We start from the raw sequence: 22694 nt of genomic DNA, 5'->3' as shown, positions 1-22694 counted from the left end.
GCGCTCATCCCTCGGGTCGATCGGTGACCGAACCGGTCGACTGCTCGGTGGACTTACGTGCCCGGATCTTCTTCGTCACGAACCATCCGACGAGGAGGACTGCGGCGCCGATTGCGACGTACTGGAAGATCGACGCGTAGGTCTCGACATAGTGCCAGTTCTCACCGAGGAAGAATCCGGCGAGGACGAAGATCGAGTTCCAGAGCAGGCTTCCGAGCGTCGTGTACAGGGTGAACTGGGCCAGCGGCATTCGTGACACGCCAGCCGGTATGGAGATGCCGGATCTGACGACGGGGATCATCCGGCCGAAGAACACCGCCGAGCGGCCGTGCCGAGTGAACCAGTCCTCGGCCTTGGCGAGGTCGCCGGTGTCGACGAACGGGATTCGGTCGACGATCGCGTACATCCGATCCCGGCCCAGCTTCATACCGAGCCAGTACAGGACCAGTGCGCCGACGACGGATCCCGCGGTGGTCCAGAACAAGGCTTCGGCGAGCGACATTCCGCCGCGCGACGCGGTGAAGCCGGCCAGCGGAAGAATGATCTCACTGGGCAACGGTGGAAAGAAGTTCTCGGCGGCGACGGCGATGCCTGCCCCCGGTCCGCCGATGGTCTCCATCAGGCCGACTGCCCACCCGGCGATTCCGCCGAGTTCGGTGCTGGTTGCGGCAAGGTACGCGTCGTTCATTGCATCGACTGTATCGAATCGGACAAAAGGAAGACGGTGACCACGAGGGCAGCGTCCGATTCGAGTGGGCATCGGGTACTCCGCAATAATGGCCGCATGTCGAAGATCGCGTACGTCATCGCAGGCTCGGAAGCGACCGGAGGTGCCGGCTTGCAGGCCGACCTCAAGACGTTCGAGAAACTGGGTGTCTACGGCGTCGGCACCATCACATGCATCGTGTCGTTCGACCCCAAGTCGGGCTGGGGTCACCGATTCGTCCCGATCGCCGGCCAGGTCATCGCCGACCAGATCGAGGCAGCCACGTCCGCGCACGCTCTCGACGTCGTCAAGATCGGGATGCTCGGAACTCCGGAAACCGTGGAGACCGTCGCGACCTCGCTCAGGCAGCAGCCGTGGCGGCACGTCGTCGTCGACCCGGTTCTGATCTGCAAGGGGCAGGAGCCTGGCGCCGCCCTGGACACCGACAATGCGCTGCGCAGCGACATCCTTCCACTCGCGACCGTCGTCACCCCCAACCTCTTCGAAGCGCAGACGCTGTCCGGCATGGAGTCGCTCGAGACGGTCGACGACCTCGCGGAGGCAGCCCGGCGCATCGCCGATCTCGGCCCGCGCTACGTCGCGGTCAAGGGCGGCGCCGGTCTGCCCGGTGACGAGGCCGTCGACGTGTTCTTCGACGGAACCGACGTCACGGTGCTACGCGCGCCGAAGATCGGTAATGAGCGGGTGTCCGGCGCGGGATGTGTGTTCGCCGCCGCGATCACCGCGGAACTCGCCAAGGGCACCGACGTCGCCGACGCGGTGTCCGTGGCCAAGGAGTTCGCTCACGCGGGCATCGCAGGCCGAATCACCACCGAGGCGCCGTTCACCGCTGTGGACTGGCACAGCTGAGGGGCGCGCTCTCACGCTTCGGTGCGTAGGTCCTCGATCGCCGCGATGTGCGCATCGAGGTTGATGCGGACTCGGCCCGAGCTCGGTGGGTTTCCGAGGCCGAAGGATCGGACGACGGCCGCGACGGATGCTCCACCGAGCGCGACGTCGCTGCCGAGCTGAGGCCACGTCGACAACGTCTTGCCGATCTCCGGCACCGATGCGAGCATCCGCGGAGTGAGCTTGGCGGGATCGAGAATTCGTGCCGCCAGCGGCGCCTTCTGCGCCGGCGTGATGTCGCGGAGCGCCGAGGCGTCGAGGTCGCCCAGCAGCCCGTGCAGCAGGGGACGATCCGGCTCCACGTCGAACCTCTCGACGTCGAGTATTCCGCCGTCGCTGGTCTCCATGATCACCGGTATGCCCCGGCGGCGTGCGTTCTCGCGAAGCGTCAATTTCGCGTCGAGAGAATCGCATTCGTCGATGACGATGTCGAGACCGTCCAGAAACGAGTCGATCGTCTCGGGCGTCAACCCGTCCTGGAACTCGACCACCGACAGGTACGGGTCGAGCTCTGCAATTCGACGGGATGCGACGACACTCTTGTTGACGTCCAGATCGAAGAGCGACGCCGGGACTCGGTTGAGGTTGGACAGGTCGAGCTCGTCGAAGTCCGCGAGACGTAGTTCACCGCACAGGCCTTCGATGGCCAGGGTGTGCGCGACGGCGTGTCCGACGCTCAGTCCGACCACGCCTACGCGCAGATCGGACAGGGCGTTCTGCTCCGACGCGGTGATCTTGTTTCGGTTCCGATCCAACCGGAGCAACCGAAATGCAGCGGGACCGAGGACCCGAACCAGCGCGTGGCGCCACGGGTAGTGCACCCACCGCAGAGGTTCCTCGAGCACGTCCGCCGCCGGTGCCGGACGAAGCTCGCGGAGCGATTCACGTTGTGTGCCAGTGGTGTCGAAGACACGGATTCCGCTTCGCGCGGCAATCTCGTCGTACAGTTCGCGGTCGTCCGTCTCGGCCACATTCAACACAACGTGCTCTGCCACGTCACCCTCGTTCTTCGCTGCTTCGTCCGATGCGGCCGGAAGTCGTGCCGCTGCCGTCAAGGTAGCGGAACACTGCCCCGGACGCTGTGGCGAGCGGCATCGATGGTGGTCGTGACCTGACACAAAGATTGAACCGCAAATCTGGAAAGCGGCCTGCTCGCGTGTGTGCGATCTCATCACCTGCGGGCTTTCTGCAGGTCATCGGAGTGGCTAGCTGGGCAAACGACCCCAACTACCAGGAAGAATGAGTGGACTGCCGTCCGGCAGTGCCCTCGTCCGGTTCCATTCGGGGATCTGGACCGTTCTCAAGGAGTCAAGACGTGGTTGCACACACCTCAGGATCAGCGCGCACTTCGGCCGTCCACCACTCGGCCGTTCAGTACAAGGGCCGGGACATCCGCGGCATCAGGCCTCGCCTCACCTCGGTGAACAGCCTGCTCGGATCGTCCTTCGGACCGCGATCGAGCGTGACGACAGATGGCACGATGGAACTCGTGGTCGCAACACCCGCGGCCGCACCCGAACTGTGGGATCGATACGTCGACGGTGCCTGGTCGTCGTACTCGCGGCACGGGGTGACCCGGGCGCTGGACATCGACGAGGTCGCGTCCGGTGCGACGACCACTCTCTTCTACGTGGTTCTCGACTCGTCCGGAGAGATGCTCGGGGGAGTGCGCGCGCAGGGACCGTACACCCTCGTCGAACAGTCGCATGTCCTCGTCGAGTGGGAGAACTCGCCCGGACTCGACGTGGTCACCGGGCAACTCCGAGCGCGGTTGCCCTACGGCATCGTGGAGATGAAGAGCGCCTGGGTGGGCAAGGGAAGCCCGGGTCGCGAGGTCTCGGCCCTGTTGGCGCGTACGGCGCTGCCGACCATCGAGCTGACCGGAAGTCGCTACTTGTTCGCCAGCGCCGCCGACCACGTTCTCCGTCAGTGGGAGTCGTCGGGTGGTCGTATCGACGTCGACGTGCCTGCGGCGGCGTACCCCAGCGATCAGTACCGGACTCGGCTGATGTGGTGGGACCGCGAGACGTTCTCGCGCGAGGCTCAGCCCGCGGTGTGGGAGGACATGGTTCGGGACGCGCACGCTCTGTGCGGTTCCAGCTCGTCTTCGGCCGTGGCCTGAGGACGTTCTTCTCACGGCATCGCGCGCCGCGCGACCTCGGCTGCCAGGTCACTTCGTTGCTCGGGAGTGTGCGCTTCCCAGGTGACCAGGACAGCACCTGCATGCGCGGACTGGTCACGCCCGCTGGACTTCGCGTCGTACAGCGCGTTGTCCGCGGCGTGCATGATGGTGTCGACGACGTGCTCGACGTGCGAACTCTCACTCGCGGCACCGAAGTTGAGCCGGGGATCGAGCGCAGCTCGGACGTCCACCGTCACCGAGCCCACGCTGACGGTGACCTCGCACTCCGCGCGAACACTGTCCAGGATTGCGTTCTCGAGTGGAGTGCGTGGCTGGAGTTCGGTGAGGATCAGAAATTCTTCGCCGCCGATGCGCGAGACGATGGCTTCCTGCGATCCGGTTCGAGCGGTTGCGTGGCGCAGCGCTTCGGCGATGGTGACGAGCACTCGGTCTCCGGCCGCATGACCGAGCGTGTCGTTGACGGACTTGAAGTGGTCGATGTCCACGACGTACGCCCACAACCTGCCGCGGCTGATGCACGCCTTGTCCAGGAGGGCCTCGACCTGGGACAACATTCCCCGTCGGTTCAGCAAGCGGGTGAGCGGATCGGTGTTGGCCAGCACGCTCAGCCGTCCGTTCACCGCGAGAAGCGAGCGACGCAACGCGGCGATCAGTACGACGGGCACCAGGACGGTGGTCGCCGCTGCACCGACCGCGACGACGGTGACGGCCAGTCCGGAATCGGACAGTGTGATCGACGACAGCCACGTCGCGAGAATTACGGATCCAGCGGTGACGGCGGCGGTGATCTTCGGCGGCGACCCAGCAGCGGCGATGGCGGGAACGACTGCCAGCATCGACGTGACTGCGCGTGTGCCCGACGGATCGGCGATGAGATAGGCGGAGATCGCGACTCCGACCATGCCGCCACTGCCGAGTATCGCGAATTGCAGGTCGGTCAGGCGGCCGATCTTCAGTGCGAACACCACGGTGAGTGCCGTGAAGCCCACGATCGCGCACAGAAGAGGGAACGCTCCGGGCTTGAGGAACGTGGGCGAGATCATCGCGATGGCGAGCAGAGGCAGCGCGCCGGTGGCGCTGGCGATCACCATCGCCGTGCGCGTGTCGAACCGCGCAGTCGAGCGCTGCGGCTCCACACCGGATCGACGCGTCAACACGCTCATAGGTCAGTGCCTCGGGTCGAGTAGGGACAGGTCCCGGCCAGCATAGCGCCCATGATGGTCGAAGTTGGCGATCCAGAGTCCAACTGGAACCGACCTTCCGGTCGGAAAGTTGGTGGTCGGGGCGTCTTTCGATAGTTCGGGTCCGTTTGCCAGGAGGTTGCTGTGGTCAGGTCAGTCCGATCGACCGTAGGTATCGGAGGCTGTCCATTCGGTCGGTGGGGTCGTGCAGTTCGATGCCGATCAATCCGTCGTATCCGGCTCGGCCGAGGACGTCGAATGTAGCTGCGACATCCAGGGTTCCTCGTCCGAGCGCCAGGTGATCGTCCACGACCCCGTCGTTGTCGGTGAGTTGTACATAGGCGATGCGTGGTCCGAGCACCTCGACGAACTCGGACACTCCGCCCGGGAGCAGATGGGCGTGGCCCACATCGAGGCACGCCTCGAGTGCCGGTGAATCGACGGAATCGAGAATTGCCAGAACCTCCGCGGCCGTGCATCCGAGGTAGCGAATCTCGGCTTCGACGGGAAGAACGTTCATGTTCTCGAGAACCATCGTGATACCACGGTCGTGCGCCCGCACCGCGACCTCACCGAGAGTTCGCGCGAGGGCGTCGAGCGGTTCGTCGAGACCGAGTCCGAAGTGGTAGCCCGCATGAACGATCAGAGTGTCGAGGCCGAGGCGATCGGTGAGATCGACGTACTCGAGCAGATGCGCGACGACGGCGGGCCGGACCGTCGGATCGGTCTCCGCGCAGTTGACCGCGGACGCGGAGTGCACCACGCACGTCATTCCGAAGCGCTCGACGAGTCCACGGACGGTCGCGATACGTGTGTCGTCGAACGAGCCCGGCCTGTTCTCCGGCTCTTGGCACGCGAGTTCCAAAGCCGAGACACCCGCGGCGGCCGCGAACTCGAAACCTGGTTCGAGCCGTCCGCGTCCGGTGGACAGTGCAATCATCGGTCAACCTCCGGGCTATTGTAGACAACGAGAGGTTAACCTAATTACTTGAGCAGAACGGCGTCGCGTCGTGTGGGCGGTACCGTAACGGCTGATATGAGCAAACCACTCCCACGTGCAGGCAGACTCGTCACGGACCCGCCCAGCCTCACCGCTCTGGCTGCGGACGCACTGCGGTCGAAAATTCTCCGCGGCGAGCTGCGTCCGGGCGATCGCGTCGTCGAGAACAGGTTGACGGGCGAGCTCGGAGTCAGTCGGCCACCGCTCAGGGAAGCAATGCGCATCCTCGAGCAAGAGGGGTTGCTGGTCCAGACTCCGCGCGTGGGTGCGGTGGTGACTCCCCTCACGATGCAGGACGTCTACGAAATCGTCACTCTGCGAGAGAATTTGGAGGCGATGGCTGTACGTCTGGGTGTACCGGTGAAGTCGGAGTCCGCACTCGCGGCGTTGCGCGAGACGCTCGAACTCATGACGTCGCACGCGGCCTCGGGTCGAGAAGACGTGGCCGTCGAGGATTCCTACCGGTTCCACGCCGCGCTGGTGGCGCTCGCAGATCATCGTCGACTGGAAGAGTCCTATCGTTCGTTGTCCATCCAGCTGCAGTTGTGCATGAGCATGAACCGCTCGGCCCGGGCAGCCGAGGAGACTCTCGTCGAACGAGCGGAACGGCACCGACGGCTGTTCGATCTCGTTGTCGCCGGCGATCCGGACGCTGTCCTGCGCGCGATGCACGACGAGAACTCGCGCAGCTTCGTGCGAACGATCGAGACCGAACTCGCCGACGGGTCGCCGTCTGCGCAGGCATGGGCGGCGGAGTTTCGAGGTTCCGCGTAGCGGGGTAGCACCCGAATGTGTCGGGTACAGCAATTTTCCGTTCCATAGGGCGGCCGTGGATCGTCGCGGCCACGAAGTCGACGATTGCAGCGATGGCCGCGTGGTGGTTGGCCGATCACGTCATCGGTAGTCCGCAGAGCTTCCTCGCGCCGTACACCGCGCTGTTCATGATCGGTGTGACCGTGCGTGCGAGTGGCACTGCGGCCCTTCGTCAAGTCGCCGTCGTCACCGTCGGCGTCGCGATTGCAGCCGTAGCGGGCAGCGTAGCGCCGATGGTGCCGGCTCTGGCTGCGGCGGTTGCCGTCGGGACGGTCGTCGGCAGAATGAAAGTGTTTGCGCCGGATGGTATGTGGGTGGCCATCACCGCGCTCCTGGTGCTGCTGTACGGAACTGCGACCGACGAGGTGATGGTGCTCTACCGCATCGGGGACGTCGCGCTCGGTGCCGTCGTCGGGCTTGCTGTCAACGCCGTCGTGGTGCCCCCCGAATTCCTCTCCGAGGCACGTGACCTCATCGTCGTACGATCCAGAGGCCAGGCCGAGCTGCTGCGTAACCTGGCCCGCGCGGTGCGGGACGGGACTCAGGTGCATCGGGAACGTCGGACCGAGCTGTGGGAGTTGTTCAAAGCCTCCGGTGTCACGGCAGCGCTCGATCGAGGCAGAGACAGCTTGCGGGGCAATGTGCGACGCCGCGCGTGGAGCCGGGTCGGCGGCGATCGTATCTATCGGCCCGCGGCGAGCACACTCGATCGAACGCTGATTTCGCTGGCAGCCGTGGTTGTCGGAGTGGAAGGGCTGTCCAGCAGGTCCGAGGACTCGAGTGACGGACTGCGCGACGATGTCGCGGACCTACTCGACACCGTCGCCGACGCGTTGGACGAACTGGGCCACGACCCGGCGCGTCACCACAGTCCCTACTCGCGCATGCTCGGGAAACACCTGCCGGAGGCCATGCGATTGAGCGAAGTTGTGCACGAGGGACTTTCCGAGGCAGGCGCCGACGCGGCCGCGATATCCACCATCGTCGTCGCCGTGGACGCCATCGACGCCACGCTGTATCGACTCGGTGAGCAGTGAGGGGGCTACTTGTTGAGGTGCCGAGCACGTTGTCTACTGAACGGTATGCGTACGGAAGTAGCCATCATCGGCGCAGGCCCGGCCGGTCTGCTCTTGTCTCACTTGCTCGCCGAGCAGGGCGTCGAGTCCGTCATCGTCGAGACGCGGAGCCAGGAATACGTGCTCTCGCGTATCCGCGCCGGAATTCTCGAGCACTCGACGGTTCAGCTGCTCGACGACATCGGCCTCGGCGCTCGGTTGCACGCCGAAGGCCAGGAACATCGGGGCATCTACCTTCAGTGGCCGGAGGAGCGTCACCACATCGACTTCACCGATCTCGTGGGCCGTAGCGTCTGGGTGTACGGCCAGACCGAGGTGACGAAGGATCTGGTCGCGGCCCGCGAAGCAGCGGGTCAGCAGATCTACTACGAAGTGTCCGACACTGCGCTGCACGACGTCGAATCCGACTCTCCCTACGTCACGTTCACCGATGCTTCCGGCGCGGAGGTGCGCGTCGACGCCGCAGTGATCGCCGGATGCGACGGGTCGTTCGGCCCGAGTAGGGCGACGGTGCCGGGCCGGGTTCGGCAGACCTGGGAACGGACGTATCCGTACTCGTGGCTCGGTGTCCTGGCCGACGTCGCCCCGTCGACCGACGAACTGATCTACGCCTGGCACCATGACGGATTTGCGATGCACTCGATGCGCTCGGACACCGTCAGCCGGTTGTACCTGCAGGTTCCCAATGGAACCGATGTGAACACTTGGTCCGACGATCGGATATGGGATTCGTTGGCCGCCAGGCTCGGCCACGGCCAGAACGGGTGGGAGCTGACGCCGGGCCCGATCACGGAGAAGAGCGTGCTGCCGATGCGCAGCTACGTTCAGACCCCGATGCGGCACGGCAACCTCTTCCTCGCCGGCGATGCGGCGCACATCGTCCCACCGACCGGTGCCAAAGGCCTCAACCTTGCCGTCGCCGACGTCGCACTGCTCGCACCGGCCCTCGTGGCACTGGTGCGTAGGAACAACGAAGAGGCAGCAGCGGAGTACAGCGACAACGCTTTACGCAGAGTCTGGCGCTGCACCCACTTTTCGTGGTGGATGACCACGATGCTGCACACCAGCGCAGATGCGTTCGACGCTCAACTTCAGCTGTCCCAGCTACGCTGGGTGGCGTCGAGCGAAGCTGGCGCCACCGGCTTGGCGGAGAACTACGCCGGACTGCCCATCGGGTTCTGACTCGCGGCGACAACGAATGCCGATCAGCGAGAACTCTTCATGTCGATTTTGTAGTAGGCAATTTTGCGATACAGAGTTGCCCTGCTCATTCCGAGGCGTTCGGCGGCGTGCTGCATCGTCATCGGGCCGGTGGAGAGAAGGCGCACGATTTCGCCGCGCTCGAAGGCCTCGATGCTGGACAGTCGACGGGTGGGGCCGGCCAGGATTTCGGTGGGTAGTACGTGTGTGTCGACCACATCGGAACGCCCGACCGCCCGAGTGATCGTCGACTTCAGTTCGGCGACGTCGTGCGGCCAGTCGTAGTTGCGTAAAGCGCGTTCCGCTGCGTCCGTGAACTGGACGTCGCGGCCGCGCATCTCGCGGGCGAAGTGCCGGGCGAGGGGGAGGACGTCGTCGGGACGGTTCTGAAGGGCCGCGACGGAGACGACCGATCGGACGCGCCTGCGGAGAGCCGTCGGCACCGACTCGAGCCGTTCGGCCGTCATCGAAACAGGCATGCGCAGTACGTCGGATGCGAACAGCAGGCCGTCGAGATGCTCGGCGGCGTATGCGGGCAGGGCGTCGACGTCCCGGACGACGATTGCGGTGTCCGGTCGACCGGCTTCGTACGACCACAGGTCGAGCCAGGTCTGCAGATCGTTCGGTTCCGGCGCGGATGCGACGAGGATGCGGTGCCGAGGAAACGCTGCTCGAGCGGATTGTTCGAGCAGCGTCGAACGTCCGCTGCTCGCCCGGCCGATCGCGGCGACGGCCATGCCGTCGTCCATCGCGGATCGTGCCTCGGCCACTGCCGTCGTCCACTCGGAACCGAGGTCTGCGACGGCGCGGCCCGCGGCGTGCACGATCCTGAAGAGGCCGCGCCGCGTCGTCGGACGCGGCGTGTTCCCCGAACCGCGTGCCAGCATCGACGTGCGGATGGTGCTGGCCGCCGACCTGGCGAGCGTCAGCAGCAGATCACTCGACGTTCGCGCCCACGTCGTCAGGTTCACTGCGCCTTCCAGCCTGCCCGTGGCAGGGTCGACGACCGGTGCAGCGGCACAGGTGAAACCGGTCAGACTGTGCGAGTAGTGCTGCTCGGCTCTGACGAGGGTGGGTGCGATGTCGGCGAGCGCCAGACCGAGACCGTTGGTGCCCACCTCCCGCTCGGAGTAACCGAAGCCGGGAGCAAGATGCACCGCGTCGAGTGCACGCAGCAGAGAGTGGTCGCCGCTGACCCTGCTCAGGACAACACCGTCGGCGTCCGTCAGCATCATGCCGACGGGTTCGCTGGACAACGTTCGGTGTAGATCGGCGAGTACCTCGTTGCCGCACTCGTGGAACAGGGATTCCGGCGGTTCGGTGCCCGCGAACACCGGCTCCACGGCGTCGATCGAGATGCCGTACCGCTCACTACGCAACCACGACGCACGTAGACGACCGGGCACCAGGGTGTCCGGTACGTCGTCGCGGCGGTTCAGGGCGGGGTGGTCGTCGATCACCGAAGTCCTCGTGGTCGGGAGTGCGCACCGTCTCCGATGCATGTGATCCAGATTACATAACAGAGGGACCATGCGACGTCTCAGATTGAGACAGCCAGGGCCTCGGCAGCCGGGGCGAACGGACCTACCGTCGAAACTACGAACTGTGGCGCCAGTCACACGACGGAAGGGATCGACATGTACAAAAAGGGTGACGACAGCTTCTTCATCGTCGACGCGCACGTGGCGTTGTGGGATGCGCGCAAGGAGAACCAGCGCAACATCCACGGCAAGCAGTTCATCGACTGCTTCTACGACTATCACCGCAACCTGTCACCGGAATCCGAGCTCTGGACGTACGACGAGTACCTCTACCAGGGCGGTGAACGCCTGATCAAAGACCTGTTCATCGACGGTTACGTCGACCACGCGATCTTTCAGCCGGCTCATCTGGGCGAGTTCTACGTGAACGGATTCGGCCAGACCGAGGAAGCGTGGGCGCTGACCCAGAAGCATTCCGACATCTTGACGTACAACCACAATTTCGATCCTCGCAACGGCGAGGCGGGTCTCGATCAGCTACGGGCCGATGCCGAGCGATTCGGCCTCAAAGGCGTGAAGCTCTACACCGCCGAGTGGAACGGTGATTCCCGCGGATACAAGCTCGACGACGACTGGACGCGCCGCTACCTCGAGGTGTGCCGTGAACTCGGAATCACCAACATCCACGTCCACAAAGGTCCGACGATCAGGCCGCTCGACCGCGACGCCTTCGATGTCGCCGATGTCGACCACATCGCGACCGACTTCACCGATCTGAACTTCGTCGTCGAACACTGCGGGCTTCCGCGGCTGGAGGACTTCTGCTGGATCGCGACCCAGGAACCGAACGTGCATGCCGGACTCGCCGTCGCCATGCCCTTCATGCACACCAGGCCGAAGTACTTCGCTCAGATCATCGGAGAACTTCTGTACTGGCTCGGCGAAGATCGCATCCAGTTCTCCTCCGACTACGCCTTGTGGACCCCGAGGTGGCTGATCGAGGCATTCGTCGAATTCCAGATCCCCGACGAGTTGAGCGAGTATCCGCAGATCACCCTGGACCAGAAGAAGAAGATCCTCGGCCTGAACGCCGCGAAGATGTACGACATTCCGGTCCCGGAGGATCTCCGTCTAGCCGACGCCGATGAGACGGAGACCGGACCCCGCGGCGCAGAACAAGCCGCCGACGAGCATCTGGTGGGTGCGTAGCCGTGCCGGACATCAGAGAAGCTGCGGCGCTGGAGGCACTCGGGGCGGTCGTCGATCCCGAGCTCGACCAGCCCATCACCGATCTCGATTTCGTACAGTCCGTCACCGTGTCGGGCGAGGGTGACGTAGTGGTGCACTTGCGGCTTCCGACGTCGTTCTGCGCGCCCAACTTCGCGTATCTGATGGCCTCGGATGCGAAAGACGTTCTGACGACGCTCGAGTGGACCGCGCAGGTCACCGTCGAACTCGACGATCACCATGATTCGGCGATCATCAACGCCGGTCTCGCCGCCGATGCGGGCTATCGCGGTACGTTCGCCCACGAAGCCGAGGACGATCTGGAAGAGCTCCGGACGACCTTTCAGCGGAAGGCCCACGTCGCGGCGATGGAGCGGTGCCTGACGGCGCTTCTGCGGAGGGATCCGTCACGCGACATGCGTGAGATGGGCACTGTTCTGCTGGGTGAGCTGCCAGAAGACGAGACGACACATGCATTGCTGCGGCGACGAAGCACCATCGGACTGCCGACGACTCCGGACAGCCTGGTGATGGTCGATCACGAGGGAAACGACTATGCCCAGATCGACGTACCGCTTGCCTTGCGACGTGCACGGTCGACGCGCATCTCGATCGACGGCAATGCGCACTTCTGCCGAGGGTTGCTTCGGACCCGCTACGACGACCCCGATCGCACCACTGTCAACGCTTGAAACCCCGTTAAGGACGAGAACATGAGCACGATGAGAGCTGTACAGGTTGTGGGATACCACGACAAACTGCAGATGACGGAGCTCCCGATTCCAACGCCCACAGGACCTTTCGACGTCATCGTGAAGATCGGCGGCGCCGGGGTGTGCCGAACCGACCTGCACATCCTCGAAGGGCAGTGGGCAGAGAAATCGAACGTACAGCTGCCGTACACGATCGGTCACGAGAACGCGGGATGGGTGCACGCGGTCGGGTCCGCCGTCACCAACGTCGCCGAAGGCGACAAGGTGATCGTCCACCCGCTGATCACGTGCGGACTGTGCCGCGCCTGCCGATCCGGGGACGACGTGCACTGCGAATTCAATCAGTTCCCCGGCATCGACACCAACGGTGGATACGCCGAGTACCTGAAGACGTCCGCGCGAAGCGTCGTCAAGATCGACGACTCTCTCGAACCCGCCGACGTCGCGGCCCTCGCCGACGCAGGCTTGACGGCGTATCACGCGGCAGCCAAGGCGTCGAAGCACCTGACGCCACGTGACAAGGTGGTCGTCATCGGTGCAGGAGGCCTGGGGCACATCGGTATTCAGGTACTGAAATCGCTGACAGCCGCGGAGATCGTCGTCGTCGACCGCAACCAGGCGGCAGTCGAACTGGCCACATCTATCGGGGCCGATCACGGCATCGTCGCCGACGGCACCCACATCGAGCAGGTGCTGGACCTGACGAACGGCAACGGCGGCGAAGCCGTCATCGACTTCGTCGGCGAAGGCGGCGCGACGAAGGAAGGCGTGGCGATGCTGCGCGGCGCCGGCAACTACTACGTCGTCGGATACGGCGAGAACATCGACGTCCCCACCATCGACATCGTGTCGTCCGAGATCAACATCATCGGTAACCTGGTGGGGTCCTACAACGACCTGTGCGACCTGATGGCCTTGGCTGCTCGGGGATCGGTGGTGTTGCACACCGCGAAGTACGCGCTCGACGACTTCCAAAGTGCCATCGACGATCTCGATGCCGGTGCCATCCGCGGCCGTGCGATCCTGACCCCCTGATCTCGTCAACGCATAGGAGCTTTCATGATCTTCATCGTCGTCAAGTTCGAGACCAAGCCCGATTGGACCGAGCGCTGGCCGGAGCACGTGGCCGAGTTCACCGCAGCAACACGCGCCGAGGAAGGCAATCTGTGGTTCGAATGGTCACGCAGCCTGGAAGAGCCGAACGTCTACGTCCTCGTCGAGGCATTCCGCGACGGTGACGCAGGTGGAGCGCACGTGAACAGCGATCACTTCAAGAAGGCCGTCGAAGAACTGCCGAAGGGACTCGCCTCCACTCCGAAGATCATCAGCGAAACCATCGGCGCCACCGGCTGGGGCGAGATGGGTGAAATGAAGGTCGGCTGACCGAGACCCTCGGTGGTGCACACGGTCGTGCATCACCGAGGGGTGGTCGTACCGGATCAGCGCAGCGCGTGAAACGCGGAGCGGTAGAACACCAACGGCGAGCGATCACCGACCGCTGCGTCGAGCTGGTGAACCTCTCCGACCACCAGATCATGATCGCCCAGCCGCTGCACCGATGTGATCGTGCAGTCGATCCATCCGTGCACCCCGTCGAGAACGGGACTTCCACTCGGCGACGGTTCCCATGCGACTCCGTCGAACTTGTCGCCTCCGGAACGGGAGAACGCCCGGCACACATCGACTTGATCGTGGGACAGGATGTTCGCGCAGAATCGTCCTGTAGCAGAGATTCTCGGGAATGTCGTGGAGGTGTGCGCGACGAAGAACGCCACCAGTGGTGGGTCCAGTGACACCGAAGCGAACGATCCGACGGCCAGCCCGATGGGAGTGTTCTCGGACTCGAGCGAGGTCACGACCACCACCCCGGTGCTGAATTCGCCGAGCACCGTGCGGAAGTGGGTGGGGTCGACAGCGGTGTCGTTCATGAGAGTCCCTGGCTGGTAGAGGAATATGCGACGACGGTGAGGCCCGCCGGCGTGGTCAACGGAAGGCGTGCCTCGTGCCCGCCTACCGTGGGTTCGCCGACCGCCCACCCCAGACGTGCCGCCTCCCGTGCGACGGCGTCGAGATCGCCGGTCTTGGCGAGCAGGGACCACGAAGGCCCCTGCTCGTCGGACAGACTGAGTCCGGGAAACACCGCCCACGCAGCGCCGTCGGAGAACGAGGCCGGGCCGAAGATGTCGGTCAGGTCGCGGTGAGCAGCCGCCCAGTGATCGGCCGAGTGCATCACCGTGACCTTCTCGAACAAATTCGTCAACGATTCGCTCACGATGCGGCCACGCGAGCGACTTCGTCCAGTGCGCCCTGGTAGATCTCGCCGATTCCGGTCTCGAGCTGCGATTCGAGGGCAGCCGGATCGTCACCGGCAGCGGTGAACTCGGCGTCCCACGAGACGACGGATCCGTTCGCGGTGGCGTCGACGCGGATGGTGGAGGTGTACTTCGCGAGCGGAAGTGGCCCGTCGATGTATTCGTAGGTGTACGTACGGGAGTCGTCGTCGTGGGACACGATCCGCTCCCGGGCGGGATTGCCGTCGGTGAAGACGACGTGTCGTACCTCGCCGTCGAGCCTCGACGTGTCCAGTGAAGGAATCCAGTTCGCGGCGCCGGCCGGGTCACCGACCACGGCCCACACCGATTCCGCGGACTGCGAGTACTCCTGGCGCACAGACACCGATGCCATGTCCGATCACCGCCCGAGTTCTGCGTTGTACTTCTTGGTCATGTGGTCGACGGCCTTGCGGTGCTCGTCGGCCTGCCCTTCTCGGACGGCCTGCGCACGCTCGGCGGCGTCGAGCATCGGCTGCGCCTGGCCCTGGAAATAAGGCATGACGTCCTGGGCGAACAGTTCGTAGGAACGCCTGGTGGCCTGCGGATTCGCCCAGTCGTGGCCCTGGACCAGCAGAGTCCCGAAACCGCCCGACTGATCGACAAGGCGCTGTACCTGAGCGCGGGCCTGCTCGGCGGTACCGATGACGCCGATGCCGGAGGTGTTGATGAAGTCGATCATTTCCTTCTTGTTGGTACCGCGAACATCCATCTGCGGGAACGCTGCAACATGCTGAAGGTAGTTGAACCAGTATTCGATTCCGTGTTCGACGTCCTCGTAGGCCTGCTCGACGGTCTCGGCGATGTGGAACGGTCCGACGAGACGCCACGTCGAACGATCCACCTCGTCGGCGCGGCCTGCCTGCTCGGCGAATTCTTCGAGCATCCCCCAGTGATGCTGCAGCGCGCTGAACCCGTCGGGCGTCAGAGTCGCTGCGATGGAGAGCAAACCGATTCCGTGCTTCCCTGCGAGACGAGCGCCGGTGGGCGACGCGATGGCCGCCACGACGACGTCGAACAGTGGGTCGGAGTACGGCGCCATCTGGATCTTGGCGTCGAACAGTTCATGGGTGCGAGTCTTGGCGGTGACGGTCTCTCCGCGCAGCAGACGCATGATGATGTCGGCGTTCTCGGCGAGCAGTTCCCTCGTGTCGATCTGGGACAGGCCGAGCATCGCGGCGTCGGTGGGAAGCGAGCCCGGTCCGAGCCCGAACAGGACGCGGCCGTGCGTGAGGTGATCGAGCATCACCATCCGCTCGGCCGCCCACAGTGGGTTGTGGTAGCTCACGGACGTGACGCCGGTGCCCAGCTTGATGCGGCTCGTACGCTCACCCGCCGCGGCGATCATGATCTCGGGAGAGGCATAGATCTCGGCGCCCGCCGAGTGGTGCTCGCCGAACCATGCCTCGTCGTACCCCAGTTTCTCCAAGTACTCCACGAGTTCGAGATCGCGCTGCAGAAGCAGCGTCGGATTCTGACCGGGGGTGTGGATCGGGGCGAGGAACGTTCCGAACTTCAGGCGCGTCATGTGATCTCCAGGTGTGACGGGCAACATTGTCACGATCACCGTATGACCCACGCCACAGCGTGAAACAGTCCTCGAAAGAGGACAGTTACAGGCTGACCCGCCGAGACACCGACGCCGCGAGAGCAGCGCGATTGCGGAAACCGGTCGTGTCGAAGATGCGGCTGACGTACTTCTTGACCGTCATCTCCGTCAGGTTCAGCTCGAGCGCGATCTCTGCATTGGTCAGACCGTCGCCGATCAGCTCCGCGACATCCCACTGCCGCGGACTGAGCCCGACGAACGGATCCGCCTCGGGGGGCGCTTCTCCGATGGCGACGGACCTCGCACTCGCACGCAGATGACCGGCCAGGAACTTCATCGCGGTGATGTCGCTCCGATCCCAGTACCGTTCACGGTCGAACATGCCCACCAACGCCTCACCGTCGGCGAACCGCAGATGAATCGCCGACGCCGTGCCCATCCCGTGCGGCGCAAGGTAATCCTCGACGTAGGAACGTTGAGGCACGGGAAGTCTCGCCAGATCGTCGAGCGTCGCGAAGCCGTCGTCGGTGAGTACGCGTCGTGCCCGGGGGAGCGCGAACACGTCCTTGTCCCGCCACCTTTCCTGATATTCACGCAGCAACGGCTCGGCGGCACCGGTGAGCAGAGGAGCGGGATCGGCGAACACCGTCGGATAGGTCGTGCCGAAGAAGAACGTCACGTCGCGGACGTCGAACACCGTCGCGATGGCATCCACCAAGGCTTCCTTGTATCGAGTCCCACCTGCCGACGACCGCGCCACTTCCAGGACTTCGAGAATTCGACGCATGTGCTCGGCGGACAACACGTCCTGCCACGACCGCGTGTGCTCCACCTGCGACTGCATGACCGAGATGCTATCGATTTTCCCCCTGGTCCCGGTCGGGTTCTCGCAAGCACGTAGTGGATCACGTAGTTCTGCGCGTCCGTCCGGGGGCTGCGCCGAGCATTGTGATGTGAGTCATACCGAAGCCGTGCTCGAACGAAAGGTCGTACAGCACATGACCAGCACCATCGACGCTCCCGTCATCACCAGCTTGTCGCCTGATTACGCCGAACGGGCACGAACGGTTGCCCGTGTCGTCGAACGCGAAGCGAACACCATCGAATCCGACGCCACCATCACGTCGGCCGTCTACGAAGCTCTCGTCGAGCAGGAGCTCTTCTGGCTGCTCGTCCCTGCCGAATTCGGCGGCGGCGGAAAGGGAATCGTCGAAGCTTTGAAGGTGATCGAGGAGATCTCACGCGCCGACGGGTCCACCGGCTGGGCGCTGATGGCCAATGCGTTCTCCACCGGAGTCGCAGTCGGGTTCATGAACGATGTCGGAGCCCGCGAAATGTTCGACGGCCCGGCCCGCGGCATCACCGCAGGCATGATCATGCCCACCGGTAAGGCAGTGCGCGTCGACGGCGGATATCGGGTCACCGGCAAGTTTCAGTTCGGCAGCGGATCGGCGCACGCATCGTGGATCGGTGCAGGATTCGTCGTACACGACGACGCAGGCAACCCCGTGCTCGACGCCAACGGCGGCCCGGACTGCCGAATCGGCTTCCTGCCCCGTACCGACGTGGAGTTTCTCGGAAACTGGGACGTGATGGGCATGGTCGGAACCGGAAGCTACGACTATCTCGTCGACGACGTCTTCGTCCCGGACAGGTTCACGATGGAAACCTTCTCCACGGTGCCCGTCCGACCTGAACCCGTCTACAAATTAGGTCTTCTCGGCATCGGCGTAGGGGGTCACGCCCCGGTCGCCCTCGGAATCGCCACGCGCGCACTCGAAGAGGTAGTGCAGATCGCGTCGAAGAAGAACCGACCAGGTTACGACGGTCCCGTCGGGGAATCGCAGCTCTTCCTTCGCGACTTCGCGAAGAACGAGGCTCTGCTTCAGGCCGCTCGCGCGTACGTCTACCAGGCGCACGGCGACGCCGAGGACACCGCGCGCCGCGGTGAGGACATCACCGACGAGCAGCGCGCGCGATTGCGTCAGGTTACCACCTGGGTGCAGGAAGTGGCCGGTGAGATCGTGCAGTTCGCGCACCGATGGGCAGGAAGCCAGGCGATCCGCAACCCCAGTGCGCTCGGTCGTTGCAGCCGCGATATCGCGGTTGCCACACAGCACATGCTGGTCGATCAGATCAGTCTGGTCGAGGCCGCCAAGGCGATCGTGCCCGGCTATGACCACCAGTCCTGAAACCCGTCGACAGAGAAGGAAGAACGCAGTGGGACAGCTCGAAGGAAAAGTAGCCCTCGTCACCGGAGCCGCGCGCGGACAGGGACGTTCGCACGCAGTTCGGCTCGCGGAAGAAGGTGCCGACGTCATCGTCGTCGATCTCTGCAGCAAGCCGGAGACGACCAAGTACAAGGGATCCTCCCGTGAGGATCTGGACCAGACGGTTCGCGAGATCGAGAAGTTCGACCGTCGTGCACACGCCGTCGTCGCCGACGTGCGCGAGCTCGGACAGCTCGAAGCGGCTGTGTCCGAGGGTATTGCGGAGCTCGGGCGTCTGGACACCGTCGTCGCCAACGCCGGCATCTTTTCCTCCGCCCCACTGCACGAGCTGAGCGAAGAGCAGTGGGACGAGATGATCGACATCAATCTCTCGGGCGTCTGGAAGACGATGCGCGCCACGGTGCCGCACCTGATCTCCCAGGGTGAGGGCGGCTCGATCATTCTGATCTCGTCCACCGGCGGGATTCAAGGATTCCCGAACTTCGCGCACTACGTCGCTGCGAAACACGGTGTCACCGGGCTCGCACGTACTGCGTCGAACGAGCTGGGTCAGTACAGCATTCGTTGCAACTCGATTCATCCGACGTCGGTGCTGACCGACATGATCGACAACGAGCCGATGTACAAGCTGTTTCGTCCCGATCTGGAACATCCGACCCAGGACGACTTCCGTGAAGCATGTCAGGGCGCGATGAACACGTTGCCAGTTCCGTGGGTCGACGCGGTGGACATCAGCAACGGCGTCGTATGGCTCGCCTCGGACGCAGCACGCTATGTCACGGGCATCGCATTGCCGATCGATGCCGGCGCCCTGAGCAAGGTCTAGTTCTCACGGCGCGGCCCGGGTCGTCGGGTCGCGCCGCTAGACCGTCTGGAAGTACCCCGCGACTTCCTGTCTGCGGCTCATCCCCAATTTCTGTAGAACGCGTTCGACGTGGCCTTCGATAGTGCGTGGTGACAGCACCAGTGTGGCGGCAATGTCTTTGTTGGACATGCCCTGCGCGAGCATCTCGGCGACCTCACGCTCGCGGGGCGAGAGCGCGACGACGGGTACGGCCGCAGTGGACGTATTCTTGGACGGACTCGTCAGAGCAGTCTCGCCGAGTGCGTATCGGGTGAGTTCGGAGACCGACATGGTCGAACCCGACGCGCGGTGTTCCTCGAACTCTGTCGCACCCAAAGCAGTGCGCGCTCGTTGCTCGAACGTCTCTCGTTTGTCGATCCAGTGCTCGGAACCGTAGAGCTGTTCGCCGAACGAACCCCACATCGCCGACGCCGCACCGAGCAGTACCGCTGCGCGGTCGGCAGATCCGGATTCTGCCTCGGCCCACGCGAGCAGGTCGGTCATCAGCGTAGTTCCTACGACGTCGTCGAACGCCCGGTGCAGATCGAGCGCGGTCACCGCGAAGTCGGCTGCTTCGGAGAATCGTTCGGCCACCAGCGCGACCAGCCCTAGGCCGTAGACGGCGTACGAACGAAGCCAGGTCTCACCGCTGTCCTCCGCGAGAACCCTGACCCATTCGAACGCGGCGTGGGCCTCGTCGAGCTTGCCGGTGAAGCTGTACACCATTCCCAGATGAATCTTCATGGTGCACAGCAGGTCCACACGCTCGGGGATATGGCGGTAGAGCTCGCGTGAGGTGGTCAAGAAGTCGACAGCCGAGTCGAATCGGCCGTCGAAGAACTCGTTGAGACCCAGCACATGCGTCGAGAACGCGCGCACGAGCGGATCGTCGCCACCTGATTCGATCGCACGTCGCAACACCTCGTCGGCGGCGACACGGTCTCCCTGGAGCGTCATCACCAGACCGGCCGTGGCCGAAGCCCTGTCTCGGATGTCGGCGAACTCGGGTTGCCCGATCACCCGGTCCAGCCAGAGCCGATGCTCGGGGACGGAGATCCCACACGCCCAGAGGAACCAGACGTCGGCGATCAGGTTCGCACCGCGACGCGCCTGCTCGGAATCGGGGGAGCGCAGTGCACGCTCTAGCGCGTACCTGATGTCCGCGCGGTTGTCGTGCACACACGAGCTGGTGGTTAGCTGGTCCGGGCCGAACCAGCTGTCTGCGGCGCGGTGCAACACATCGGCGCACCATGCGAAATGACGGTTGCGCAGCGCCTCGGCCTCCTCCGACGTCAACTGTGCGAATCCGTATTCGCGCAGGGTCTCGAGCATTCGGAAGCGGACCTGACCGTTCTCCTCGATCCGCTGCAGAATCGACTTGGCCACCAACGCGAACACGCCGTCGAGAATGCCGTGACTGGAGATGCCGCTACCTGCACACACCTGCTCGGCCATGTCCAGGTCGAATCCGCCGACGAATACCGATGTTCGTGCCCAGAGCAATTGCTGCTCCCTGGTGCACAGCTCGTAACTCCAGTCCACGGTGGCCTGAAGGCTTCGGTGCCTGGTCGGCCCGGTTCGATTGCCTTCGGTGAGGAGGTCGAGGCGATGATCGAGCCGAGCGGCGAGCTGATCGATCGACAGAACACTCAATCTCGAGCACGCAAGTTCGATCGCCAGTGGCATTCCGTCGAGGCGAGCGCAGACCCGCTCGACCGCGTCTCGGTTGGACGGAGTGATCGAGAACGTCGGAAGGATCGCCGACGCCCTGGATTCGAAGAGTTCCACTGCACCGGGTGCGGCACGCTGCATGCCTGAAGTGGTGTGCATGGGCTGCAACGCCAACCGATGCTCCTCCGGGATGCCGAGAACCTCACGAGAAGTCGCGATGATGTGCACCTGGGTCGTGCCGCGCAGAAGAGCGGAGATCAGTCCCGCGCTGGCATCGAGGAGATGCTCACAGTTGTCCATTACCAACAACATTCGACGGCTACCGAGGTAGTCGATCAACGTGTTCTGGGTCGCCGTGCTCTGCAGACCGCGATTCGACATGCCGAGCGCGTCGGCAACGGCCTGCGGCAGCAGCTCAGGCATGTGCAGGGACGCCAGTTCGACGACACGGACGCCGTCGGCGAATGCTCGACGGAAACGACTGGCGGCGTGGACGGCCAACCGCGTCTTGCCCATGCCGCCGGGACCGTTGATCGTGATGAGGCGCTCGGTGCCGATGAGCAATTGCAGTGTGCGCAGTTCGGAATCCCTACCGACGAACGGTGTCGCGTAATTCGGCAGCGACGGTGTGTATTCGCACTCGGGCGGCGCTTCGGCGAGCTCGGACAACTGCCTGCGTGCCGTGTCGACTCGGCGCACCAGCGTCGTCCGCGCCCCGTCCCACCCGACACGCCGGCCGATCTCGCCGACTCCGAGCTCCGGTGCGCCGGCGATGATGTCACGAATCGAGGCATCGACGTGGTCGTCGGCGGATCGACGAATGCTGCGGTGGTCGTCCGGGGGCGCGTCCAAGGACAGTGCGCGTCGAACGGTGTTGCGAGACATCGACAATCTCTGCGCGATGCCTTTGATGGGAACTCCCGACGAACGAAGCGTATGGATCTCGCGCCACTCGTCGGCATTCATACGGCCTCCTCGGCACGTCATCGGAATGAGATGTGGATCACTCTCGTTCACCGGATGCTGCGTTGTCAATGTGCGGGGGTCAACTTCGGTCACGCATGGTGATCGGACGTAAGTTACAGGCCGTGGACCAGCGTGAACCTCCGCCAGTAACGGACCACGTAGTAGGACGGTTCTCGGAGTGGGGCGGGGCGGGCAGAGTGATTCAGGACACAGGACCCGTCAGGGGTCTCATCATCACGACACGGAGGTTCGACACCCATGAGTCAGCAGAATGCAGAAGCATTGAAGGCAGCATTCGCGGCGGCGGACGCGGGCGACCCCGGCCCCCTCGTCGCGCTGTACTCCGACGACCTGACGTGGGCGGGATTCACCCTCGAAGGCACCCTGCGGCTCTACACCAAGGGCGAGTTCCTCGAGGCGTTCGGTGTGCTCGCCAAGCTGGATGCGTCCGCCAACGAGGTCATCAGCGTCGAGGTCGTCGGCGACGAACTGGTGTCCGCCAACATTCGTGCGTATCGCAAGCTCGGCGACGACGAACTCGACATCACGATGGTCATGACGCACCGCTTCGTCGACGGCAAGGTCGTGCGCGGCACCGACATGGTGCCGTCCAGCTTCGAGGCGTTCTGGTCGCGTGTCGGGATCACGGTCTGA

The 22694-nt window shown here is 64.3% G+C and carries 23 protein-coding genes; 12 read left to right on the top strand and 11 right to left on the bottom strand.

What is annotated here, in order from left to right:
* Window positions 1–4 precede the first annotated feature (4 nt).
* Window positions 5–688, bottom strand: a complete 684-nt coding sequence (locus CH290_RS26070; protein ID WP_033189841.1) for a DedA family protein — start codon at window positions 686–688, stop codon at window positions 5–7.
* A gap of 96 nt (window positions 689–784) precedes the next feature.
* On the opposite strand from CH290_RS26070, the gene thiD reads away from it, so the two are divergent.
* On the top strand, window positions 785–1576 hold the full coding sequence (gene thiD, locus CH290_RS26065) for a bifunctional hydroxymethylpyrimidine kinase/phosphomethylpyrimidine kinase (protein WP_019663419.1): 792 nt from the start codon (window positions 785–787) through the stop codon (window positions 1574–1576).
* 11 nt (window positions 1577–1587) lie between these two features.
* Here thiD and CH290_RS26060 read toward each other — a convergent pair whose 3' ends face one another.
* A complete protein-coding gene (locus tag CH290_RS26060) occupies window positions 1588–2670 on the bottom strand; it encodes an Rv1355c family protein (RefSeq protein ID WP_052061819.1) in 1083 nt (360 codons plus the stop codon).
* 260 nt (window positions 2671–2930) lie between these two features.
* Between CH290_RS26060 and CH290_RS26055 the strand changes: the two genes are divergently transcribed.
* Window positions 2931–3737 carry a hypothetical protein gene (locus tag CH290_RS26055; protein WP_020111246.1) on the top strand — a complete coding sequence of 269 codons (807 nt, stop codon included), beginning with the start codon at window positions 2931–2933 and terminating at the stop codon, window positions 3735–3737.
* Between the two features lie 11 nt (window positions 3738–3748).
* On the opposite strand, the gene CH290_RS26050 is transcribed toward CH290_RS26055, so the two are convergent.
* Window positions 3749–4921, bottom strand: a complete 1173-nt coding sequence (locus tag CH290_RS26050; protein WP_020111245.1) for a GGDEF domain-containing protein — start codon at window positions 4919–4921, stop codon at window positions 3749–3751.
* Between the two features lie 166 nt (window positions 4922–5087).
* Complete coding sequence (locus CH290_RS26045) at window positions 5088–5879, bottom strand: sugar phosphate isomerase/epimerase family protein (RefSeq protein WP_033189842.1); 792 nt, start codon at window positions 5877–5879, stop codon at window positions 5088–5090.
* Between the two features lie 96 nt (window positions 5880–5975).
* Here CH290_RS26045 and CH290_RS26040 point away from each other — a divergent pair, with 96 nt between their 5' ends.
* Genes CH290_RS26040 through CH290_RS26030 form a run of 3 tightly spaced genes read left to right on the top strand, consistent with a single transcriptional unit; the run spans window position 5976 to window position 9010 of the window.
* A complete protein-coding gene (locus CH290_RS26040) occupies window positions 5976–6713 on the top strand; it encodes a GntR family transcriptional regulator (protein ID WP_033189843.1) in 738 nt (245 codons plus the stop codon).
* A gap of 17 nt (window positions 6714–6730) precedes the next feature.
* Entirely contained in the window at window positions 6731–7789 is a 1059-nt protein-coding gene (locus tag CH290_RS26035) for an FUSC family protein (protein WP_230621026.1), read from the top strand.
* Between the two features lie 45 nt (window positions 7790–7834).
* A complete protein-coding gene (locus CH290_RS26030; protein ID WP_033189845.1) occupies window positions 7835–9010 on the top strand; it encodes a 4-hydroxybenzoate 3-monooxygenase in 1176 nt (391 codons plus the stop codon).
* Between the two features lie 23 nt (window positions 9011–9033).
* On the opposite strand, the gene CH290_RS26025 is transcribed toward CH290_RS26030, so the two are convergent.
* Window positions 9034–10488, bottom strand: a complete 1455-nt coding sequence (locus CH290_RS26025) for an AAA-type ATPase lid domain-containing protein (protein ID WP_033189846.1) — start codon at window positions 10486–10488, stop codon at window positions 9034–9036.
* A 177-nt stretch (window positions 10489–10665) separates the two neighbouring features.
* Here CH290_RS26025 and CH290_RS26020 point away from each other — a divergent pair, with 177 nt between their 5' ends.
* The 4 genes from CH290_RS26020 to CH290_RS26005 are packed head-to-tail and all read left to right on the top strand — an operon-like array spanning window position 10666 to window position 13832.
* Window positions 10666–11718 carry an amidohydrolase family protein gene (locus CH290_RS26020; protein ID WP_020111240.1) on the top strand — a complete coding sequence of 351 codons (1053 nt, stop codon included), beginning with the start codon at window positions 10666–10668 and terminating at the stop codon, window positions 11716–11718.
* A 2-nt stretch (window positions 11719–11720) separates the two neighbouring features.
* Entirely contained in the window at window positions 11721–12428 is a 708-nt protein-coding gene (locus CH290_RS26015; protein WP_019663429.1) for an iron-sulfur cluster assembly protein, read from the top strand.
* Window positions 12429–12458: 30 nt separating this feature from the next.
* Window positions 12459–13484, top strand: coding sequence for an NAD(P)-dependent alcohol dehydrogenase (locus CH290_RS26010; RefSeq protein ID WP_033189986.1), 1026 nt, complete (start codon window positions 12459–12461; stop codon window positions 13482–13484).
* Between the two features lie 24 nt (window positions 13485–13508).
* Window positions 13509–13832 carry a putative quinol monooxygenase gene (locus CH290_RS26005; RefSeq protein ID WP_019663431.1) on the top strand — a complete coding sequence of 108 codons (324 nt, stop codon included), beginning with the start codon at window positions 13509–13511 and terminating at the stop codon, window positions 13830–13832.
* Between the two features lie 56 nt (window positions 13833–13888).
* Here the strand turns inward: CH290_RS26005 and CH290_RS26000 are convergent, their stop codons facing one another.
* From CH290_RS26000 to CH290_RS25980, 5 genes are all read right to left on the bottom strand, one after another.
* On the bottom strand, window positions 13889–14377 hold the full coding sequence (locus CH290_RS26000; protein WP_033189847.1) for a flavin reductase family protein: 489 nt from the start codon (window positions 14375–14377) through the stop codon (window positions 13889–13891).
* A complete protein-coding gene (locus tag CH290_RS25995) occupies window positions 14374–14721 on the bottom strand; it encodes a hypothetical protein (protein ID WP_033189848.1) in 348 nt (115 codons plus the stop codon). The genes CH290_RS26000 and CH290_RS25995 overlap by 4 nt, the downstream gene beginning before the upstream one ends.
* Window positions 14718–15134, bottom strand: coding sequence for an SRPBCC family protein (locus tag CH290_RS25990; protein ID WP_033189849.1), 417 nt, complete (start codon window positions 15132–15134; stop codon window positions 14718–14720). Before CH290_RS25990 ends, CH290_RS25995 begins: the two co-directional genes overlap by 4 nt.
* Before the next feature lie 6 nt (window positions 15135–15140).
* A complete protein-coding gene (locus tag CH290_RS25985; RefSeq protein WP_033189987.1) occupies window positions 15141–16307 on the bottom strand; it encodes an LLM class flavin-dependent oxidoreductase in 1167 nt (388 codons plus the stop codon).
* Between the two features lie 85 nt (window positions 16308–16392).
* Complete coding sequence (locus tag CH290_RS25980; protein ID WP_020111236.1) at window positions 16393–17172, bottom strand: helix-turn-helix transcriptional regulator; 780 nt, start codon at window positions 17170–17172, stop codon at window positions 16393–16395.
* 154 nt (window positions 17173–17326) lie between these two features.
* On the opposite strand from CH290_RS25980, the gene CH290_RS25975 reads away from it, so the two are divergent.
* Window positions 17327–18520, top strand: a complete 1194-nt coding sequence (locus CH290_RS25975; RefSeq protein WP_033189988.1) for an acyl-CoA dehydrogenase family protein — start codon at window positions 17327–17329, stop codon at window positions 18518–18520.
* A gap of 28 nt (window positions 18521–18548) precedes the next feature.
* Window positions 18549–19385: a mycofactocin-coupled SDR family oxidoreductase gene (locus tag CH290_RS25970; RefSeq protein ID WP_033189850.1), complete on the top strand. Its 837-nt coding sequence runs from the start codon at window positions 18549–18551 to the stop codon at window positions 19383–19385.
* A gap of 36 nt (window positions 19386–19421) precedes the next feature.
* Here CH290_RS25970 and CH290_RS25965 read toward each other — a convergent pair whose 3' ends face one another.
* Entirely contained in the window at window positions 19422–22040 is a 2619-nt protein-coding gene (locus CH290_RS25965; RefSeq protein WP_052083206.1) for a LuxR C-terminal-related transcriptional regulator, read from the bottom strand.
* Between the two features lie 258 nt (window positions 22041–22298).
* Between CH290_RS25965 and CH290_RS25960 the strand changes: the two genes are divergently transcribed.
* On the top strand, window positions 22299–22694 hold the full coding sequence (locus CH290_RS25960; protein ID WP_033189851.1) for a nuclear transport factor 2-like protein: 396 nt from the start codon (window positions 22299–22301) through the stop codon (window positions 22692–22694).

The organism is Rhodococcus sp. 06-156-4 (assembly GCF_002259345.1).
Taxonomy (GTDB): domain Bacteria; phylum Actinomycetota; class Actinomycetes; order Mycobacteriales; family Mycobacteriaceae; genus Rhodococcoides; species Rhodococcoides fascians_E.
The sequence above is the reverse complement of the archived record's forward strand: the minus strand, read 5'-3'. Positions and strand labels throughout refer to the sequence as shown.